Consider the following 7,223-nt stretch of genomic DNA (forward strand, 5'->3'; position numbering starts at 1 on the left):
CCGGCCCAGGCCCGCGCGCCGGTCCCGCCCGCCCCAAAGGCCGCCCCCGCGCCCGGCACCCGCCAGCTGCTGGAGACCCAGGGCGCCCAGGCCGTGGCCGACTGGATGGCCGCCCAGACCCAGCTGCTGATCACCGACACCACGATGCGCGATGGGCATCAGTCGCTGCTGGCGACACGGATGCGGTCGATCGACATGATCCGCGTGGCGCCCAGCTATGCCGCGAACCTGCCGCAGCTGTTCAGCGTGGAATGCTGGGGGGGCGCGACCTTCGACGTGGCCTACCGCTTCCTGCAGGAATGCCCCTGGCAGCGCCTGCGCGACATCCGTGCGCAGATGCCCAACCTGATGACGCAGATGCTGCTGCGCGCGTCGAATGGGGTGGGTTACACCAACTATCCCGACAACGTGGTGCAGTTCTTCGTGAAGCAGGCCGCCGAGACCGGGGTCGATGTGTTCCGCGTCTTCGACAGCCTGAACTGGGTCGAGAACATGCGCGTCGCGATGGACGCCGTGATCGAGTCGGGCAAGATCTGCGAAGGCACGGTCTGCTATACCGGCAACATGCTGGACCCCGACCGGTCCAAATACGACCTGCAGTATTACGTGAAAACCGCGCAGGAACTGAAGGCCGCGGGCGCGCATGTGCTGGGCCTGAAGGACATGGCGGGCCTGCTGAAGCCGCCCGCCGCCCGCATCCTGATCAAGGCCCTGAAGGAGGAGGTCGGCCTGCCGATCCACTTCCACACCCACGACACCAGCGGCATGGGCGGTGCCACGATCCTGGCCGCCGCCGATGCGGGCGTCGATGCCGTCGATTGCGCGATGGACGCGCTGTCGGGCAACACCAGCCAGCCGACCTTGGGGTCCGTGGTCGAGGCGTTGGCCCAGACCGATCGCGACACCGGCCTGGATATCGGCGCCGTCCGCGCCATCAGCAACTATTGGGAACGCGTGCGCGAAAGCTATGCCGCGTTCGAATCGGGCCTGCAGTCCCCCGCCTCCGAGGTCTATCTGCACGAGATGCCCGGCGGGCAGTTCACCAACCTGAAATCGCAGGCCCGCAGCATGGGTCTGGAGGATCGCTGGCACGAGGTCGCACAGGCCTATGCCGACGTGAACCGGATGTTCGGCGACATCGTCAAGGTCACGCCGTCGTCCAAGGTCGTGGGCGACATGGCGCTGATGATGGTGTCCCAGAACCTGCCCCCCGAGTACGTCATGAACCCCGACCGCGACATGTCCTTCCCCGATTCGGTGGTGGACATGATGCGCGGCAACCTGGGCCAGCCCCCCGGTGGCTGGCCGCGGGCGATCCAGGCCAAGGTGCTCAAGGGAGAGACCCCGATCACCGACCGCCCCGGTGCCCATCTGGAGCCCGTCGACCTTGAGGCCGAGCGTGCCAAACTGTCGGAGATGCTGGACGGCAAGACCATCGACGATGAGGATCTGAACGGATACCTGATGTATCCCAAGGTCTTCACCGACTACATGCAGCGCCATGAGACCTATGGCCCGGTGCGCACCCTGCCGACCCGAACCTTCTTCTACGGCATGGAGCCGGGCGACGAGATCAGCGTCGAGATCGACCCGGGCAAGACGCTGGAGGTCCGCCTTCTGACCCTGGGAGAGACCGACGAGACCGGCCAGATGAAGGTCTTCTTCGAACTGAACGGCCAACCGCGTCAGGTCCGCGTTCCGAACCGCTCCGCCACCGGTGCGCAGGCTGCGCGCCCCAAGGCCGATGCCGCGAACCCCGGCCATGTGGGCGCGCCGATGCCGGGCGTCGTGGCGTCCGTCGGCGTCGCCCAGGGCGCTCAAGTCAAGCAGGGCGATCTGCTGCTGACGATCGAGGCGATGAAGATGGAGACCGGCCTGCACGCCGACCGCGACGGCACCATCAAGGCGCTGCATGTCGGCCCCGGCCAGCAGATCGACGCCAAAGACCTCCTGGTCGAGATCGAATGAGCCGCAGGGCCGGGGGACGCCGCCCCGGCACCGCACGACCGCGCCGCGTCAGCGGCGCCTCAGGCCCGGGCGGCAGCACGCCGACCATCGGTCGGCACCCCCGCCCCGGCCCGTCACACCCTCAACCGTCGCAGCGCTGGTAAAGGCGCGTGCCGCCCGCATCAGTCAGGCGCAGCACCGCCCCCTCCATCGTGGCGCTGACGGCACGCGTGTCCGTCATGCCCTCGCTGGAACAGCTCAGCGTCATCGCCCCGTCCGCCCCCACAGCACTGCGCGTGCAGCGTGCCTCGTAGAACCGCCAGCTTTCCCCCGCCAGCGTCAGCCGCGTCTCCGAGGCCGGATCCCCGCAGGCCTCGGCCCGCAGATCATAGGTCCCGTCGACCAGCGCAGCGCCGCCCTGTGCGGGGGGCGGCACGGCGCCGCCGCCGGTCTCGGTCTTGCAGGCCGCGAGGGCCAGCGCCGCCATCAGGGCGGCGGGCAGGATGGGGGTCATGGGTCTTCTCCTTCTTCCTGTCGCGCGGGCCTCAGTCCAGCCCGCGCCCTTTCAGCAGGGCATCGACGCCCGGCATGCGGCCCCGAAAGGCCATCCACAGCTGATCCGCCGGGGCCGACCCGCCCTTGGACAGGATCGTCTCTTCCAGCCGCCGCGCCGTTGCGGGGTCGAAGATGTCGCCCGTCTCGGCGAAGGCCGCAAAGGCATCCGCGTCCATCACCTCGGACCACATGTAGCTATAATAGCCCGCCGCATAGCTGTCGCCAGCAAAGACATGCGCGAAATGCGGCGTCGCATGACGCATGGGGATGGCGTCCGGCGCCTCCAGCCCCGTCAGCACCTCGGCCTGCCGTGCCATCGGGTCGGATGCCGGCGCACCCTCATGGAAGGCCAGGTCCACCAGCGCGCTCTCCAGATATTCCACGGTCGAGAACCCTGCCCCGGCCTTGCCCGCCGCCAGCATCCGGTCGCGCAGATCGGCGGGCAGGACATCACCGGTCTCATGGTGGCGCGCATGGGCATCCAGCACCGCGGGCTGCTCCAGCCAGTGTTCATAGAGCTGGCTGGGCAGCTCCACGAAATCCTGCGCAACCGAGGTCCCCGAGATCGAGGGCCAAGTCACGTCCGACAGGATGTGATGCGTCGCGTGGCCGAATTCGTGGAACAGCGTGCGCGCATCGTCCCAGGACAGGAAGGCCGGCCCACCCGGCTGGTCCGGCGGGGTGAAGTTGCAGACGTTGACCACGATCGGCCTCTGACCGTCACCGATCTTGTGCTGCATCTGCAAGGCCGAACACCACGCCCCCGACCGCTTGGACGGCCGCGCGAAATAGTCGCCCACAAAGACGGCCATCAGCTGACCGTCGCGGGTGATCCGCCAGGCGCGCACGTCGGGCGCCCAGAGCGGCGCCTCCAGCGGCTGGAACTCCAGGCCGAACAGGCGATGCGCGACGTCGAAGACAGCACCCAGCATCGCGTCCAGCGTCAGATAGGGGGCCACGTCATCGGCGTCGAAATCATGCGCGCGGGCGCGATGCCGTTCGGCATAGAGGCGCCAGTCCCAAGCCTCCAGAGGACCGTTGACGCCGTCCTCGTGCAGCATTTGGGCCAGCACCTGCTGATCGGACAGCGCGCGGGCGCGCGCCGCGGTCCAGACCTGGGACAGCAGGTCGCGCACGCGGTCGGGCGTCGCCGCCATCTGCGTCTCCAGCTTGTAACTGGCGAAATCGGCATAGCCCAACAGCTGCGCGCGCTCATGGCGCAGGGCCAGGATCTCGGAGACCAGCAGCAGGTTGTCGGTCGCCGCGCCGCCTGCCCCCGAACCCGACCCCCGTGCGGTCCAGGCCCGGAACGCCGTCTCGCGCAGCGCGCGGTCCTGCGCATGTTCCAGGAAAGGCACGATCAACGATCGATTCAGCGTCACCACCTGCCCCGTCATGCCGCGCTCGCGCGCCGCCGCCCGCATGGCACGGACCAGCCAGTCGGGCAGACCCGCCAGGGCGTCGTCGGCCACGGGCAGGACATAATCACGTTCGTCCGTCAGCACGTTCTGGGTGAACTCGGTGGTCAGCACGGCCAACCGGGCGCGGATCTGGGCCATGCGGCCACGGCCCGCCTCGTCCAGGCCCGCCCCGGCCCGCGTCAGGTCGCGCAGCGCCAGTTCGGTGATGCGCCGATCCTCGGGCGAAAGGCCGTCGGCGGCGGCCGCCACGGCGCGCACGCGGGCATACAGACGCGGATCCATGCTGATCCGGCTGCCGTATTCGGCAAGCCTGGGGGCGAAATCACGCTGCAGCGCCTGGCGCGCGTCGTTCGAATCGACCCCGGCCAAGGTGTAGAACACCGAAAGGACGCGGTTCAGATCCTCGTCCGCGGTCTCCATCGCCGCGATGGTGTTGGCAAAGTCGGGCGCGTCGGGGTTGGCGGCGATCGCCTCGTTCGCGGCTTCGGCCGCGGCCAGCGCCTGGTCAAAGGCGGGGGCGAAATCCGTGTCGTGGATCAGGTCGAAACGCGGCAGGCCTTCGGGGCCGGTCCAGCGGGTCAGTTGCGGGTTCATCAAGACCTCCTGTCGTCGACAGGCAGCCTAGGGTTGCGCCGCGCCGGGTTCCAGCGCCGATTGCGCCCCGCAGACCGGACAGGTCGGGTCCTGTGCGCAGGCGATCGTCCGGGTTTCGCCATAAAGGCCGTCGAACAGCATCATCCTGCCGCGCAGGCCCTGTCCCGCGCCGGTCAGGTGCTTGATCGCCTCCAGCGCCATCAGGCTGCCGATCACGCCGGGCAGCGCGCCGACCACGCCCGCCTCGGCGCAGGGGGCGTCGCGTTCGGGGGCCACGGGGAACAGGCAGGCCATGCAGGGCCCGCCGCGGGCCGGGTCGAAAAGGGTCACCTGCCCCTCCCACTGGCCGATGGCGCCCGAAAGCAGGGGCACGCCCGCCGCCACGCAGGCCCGGTTGATCGCGGCGCGGCCCGCGAAACTGTCGGTGCCGTCGATGACCAGATCATGTCCCGCGATAAGGTCGCTGTCGCCTTCGGTGATGCGGCGGATCAGGGGCGTCACGTCCAGATGCGGGTTCAGCCGCAGCATCGCCTCGGCCGCGGCATAGGCCTTGGGTTCGCCGCGCAGATCGTCGCGAAAGATCACCTGGCGCTGCAGGTTGGACAGGCTGACCGTGTCGTCATCCGCCAGCGTGATCCGCCCCACCCCAGCTGCAGCCAGGTACAGGCAGACGGGCGAGCCCAACCCCCCTGCCCCGACGACCAGCACCCGCGCGTCCTTCAGCCGCATCTGACCCGCACCGCCGATCTGGTGCAGGACCAGATGGCGGGCATAGCGGTCCAGCTCTGCGTCCGACAGCCCGGCATCGCGGGTCACGGGGGCGGGCGCGGGCGTGGCCTGAACGCGCAGTCGCGCCAGCAGCCGGCGATAGCCGATGACCAGCATCACCACCGCGCCCAGAACCAGCCAGCCCGCCGCGCTGCCACCAAGGGCGGCGGCGGCACCGCTGCCCGGCGCGATCACCTGCAGCGACAGCATGCCAACCCACAGGATCCCCACCATCAGCAGCACCACCTGGCGTGGCAGATGCAGCACCCGGCCCAAAATCAGCAGCATCACGATCAGGAAGACGCCGGTCATAGCCCCGCCCCCCCGGTGGAACCGAACCCGCCCTGCCCGCGCACGGTGTCGTCCAGCGCGTCGACCAGTTCGAACCGGGCCTGCGGCGCGGGGGCCACGACCATCTGGGCGATCCGGTCGCCGTGGCGGATGGTGAACGGCGCATCGCCAAGGTTCAGCACGATCACCCCCAGGGGGCCGCGATAATCGCAGTCGATGGTGCCGGGGCTGTTGGGCAGGGTCAGGCCGTGCTTGAGCGCCAGCCCGGACCGGGGGCGGACCTGGACCTCCCACCCCTGCGGGATGGCCAGCGCCAGCCCGGTGGGGATCAGCGCGCGGCCCATCGGCTGCAGGGTCACCCCCTGCAGCCGGTCCGCGGGGGCCAGGTTGGCGCACAGGTCGGCCCCCGCCGCCCCCGCCGTCTGATAGGACGGCAGCGGAAGGGTGGGGTCGGCATCGGGAAGGCGCATCACGCGCAGGACGGGCTGGTGGGTCATGCCCCTATCCATGCAATGCAAAAGGCCGCGCGGCAATGCCGCACGGCCTTTCAGCATGTCGCAGTCGGAACGGATCAGCGCGGAGCGATCATCATCACCATCTGGCGACCTTCCAGCTTGGGCATGGTCTCGACCTTGCCGGCCTCTCCGACGTCGTCGCGGACGCGGTGCAGCAGTTCCAGGCCAAGATCCTGGTGGGCCATCTCGCGGCCGCGAAAGCGCAGGGTCACCTTGACCTTGTCGCCGCCTTCCAGGAACTTGAGCACGCTGCGCATCTTGACGTCATAGTCGTGAGTATCGGTTCCCGGACGGAACTTGATCTCCTTGACCTCGATGACCTTCTGCTTCTTGCGGGCCTCGGCCTCGCGTTTCTGCATCTCGTACTTGTACTTGCCGAGGTCCATGACCTTGCAGACCGGGGGGGCCGCGTTCGGCGAAATCTCGACCAGATCCAGCCCGGCATCCTGTGCCATCTGCATGCCGACCGACGGCGGCACGACGCCGATGTTTTCCCCTTCGGGACCGATCAGGCGGATTTCGGACACGCGGATGCGTTCGTTGGTGCGGGGACCGGTGTCACGTTGGGGCGGTGCGTTATGCGGGCGGCGGGCTATGGCGTTGCTCCTTTTATGGCCAATGCGAAGTGACAGGAAAATAAGGGCAACCGCGTCATTATTCAACCGGAATTGATCAGGACGGGGCGCAATTCGGCCCTGCGGCGACCCGATCCGGGGGCAATCGGGGGGTGCGGCGCTTTTCCGGCGCGGGGGGCTGTGTCATAGAGTGTGCAAATGCCGTGAACATCAGGGGTCCATGATGCCGAAACTGTTGCCCATCGTCGTGATTCTGGTTCTGGCCGCGGGGGGTGCGTCATACCTGATGCAAGGCCGCACCGACGAACCCGTTGAGATGGCCCAGGCCCCCGAGGCCCCGACCGCGGCCCCCGACACCGTCGCGGGCGACGCTGCGCGCCTGGCCGACGATGCCGCCGACGCCGCACAGACAGCCGCGGAAACCGCGGACGATGCCCCCGCGACAGAGGCGACGGACAGCCAGGATGCAGCCAATGCCGCAGCCGACGCGGCCGCCGACGCCGCCGCCATCGCTGCCGATGCCGCGGCCGAGGCCGTCGCCGCATCGAACGACACCG

6 protein-coding genes and 1 pseudogene are annotated in these 7,223 nt (G+C 69.0%); 2 read left to right on the plus strand and 5 right to left on the minus strand.

Annotation, left to right across the window (positions count from 1 at the left end):
- On the plus strand, positions 1-1,968 hold a 1,968-nt coding region (locus tag FHD68_RS16485), incomplete at its 5' end, for a pyruvate carboxylase (protein WP_139086248.1).
- A 121-nt stretch (positions 1,969-2,089) separates the two neighbouring features.
- Here the strand turns inward: FHD68_RS16485 and FHD68_RS16490 are convergent.
- The 5 genes from FHD68_RS16490 to infC form a co-directional block, all read right to left on the minus strand.
- Positions 2,090-2,461 carry a hypothetical protein gene (locus FHD68_RS16490; protein ID WP_127898890.1) on the minus strand — a complete coding sequence of 124 codons (372 nt, stop codon included), beginning with the start codon at positions 2,459-2,461 and terminating at the stop codon, positions 2,090-2,092.
- A gap of 31 nt (positions 2,462-2,492) precedes the next feature.
- On the minus strand, positions 2,493-4,517 hold the full coding sequence (locus FHD68_RS16495; protein ID WP_127898891.1) for a M3 family metallopeptidase: 2,025 nt from the start codon (positions 4,515-4,517) through the stop codon (positions 2,493-2,495).
- Between the two features lie 27 nt (positions 4,518-4,544).
- The gene (locus FHD68_RS16500) at positions 4,545-5,597 is read right to left on the minus strand and encodes a HesA/MoeB/ThiF family protein (protein ID WP_127898892.1); all 1,053 of its coding nucleotides are present in this window, start codon (positions 5,595-5,597) and stop codon (positions 4,545-4,547) included.
- Positions 5,594-6,073, minus strand: a complete 480-nt coding sequence (gene dut / locus FHD68_RS16505) for a dUTP diphosphatase (RefSeq protein ID WP_164871448.1) — start codon at positions 6,071-6,073, stop codon at positions 5,594-5,596. The genes FHD68_RS16500 and dut overlap by 4 nt, the downstream gene beginning before the upstream one ends.
- A 74-nt stretch (positions 6,074-6,147) precedes the next feature.
- Complete coding sequence (infC, locus tag FHD68_RS16510; protein WP_425277555.1) at positions 6,148-6,729, minus strand: translation initiation factor IF-3; 582 nt, start codon at positions 6,727-6,729, stop codon at positions 6,148-6,150.
- Between the two features lie 160 nt (positions 6,730-6,889).
- On the opposite strand from infC, the pseudogene FHD68_RS16515 reads away from it, so the two are divergent.
- A pseudogene (locus FHD68_RS16515) lies at positions 6,890-7,223 on the plus strand (hypothetical protein); the annotation flags it as partial.

Origin of the sequence: Paracoccus marcusii (assembly GCF_006151785.1) — a bacterium.
Classification (GTDB): Bacteria; Pseudomonadota; Alphaproteobacteria; order Rhodobacterales; family Rhodobacteraceae; genus Paracoccus; species Paracoccus marcusii.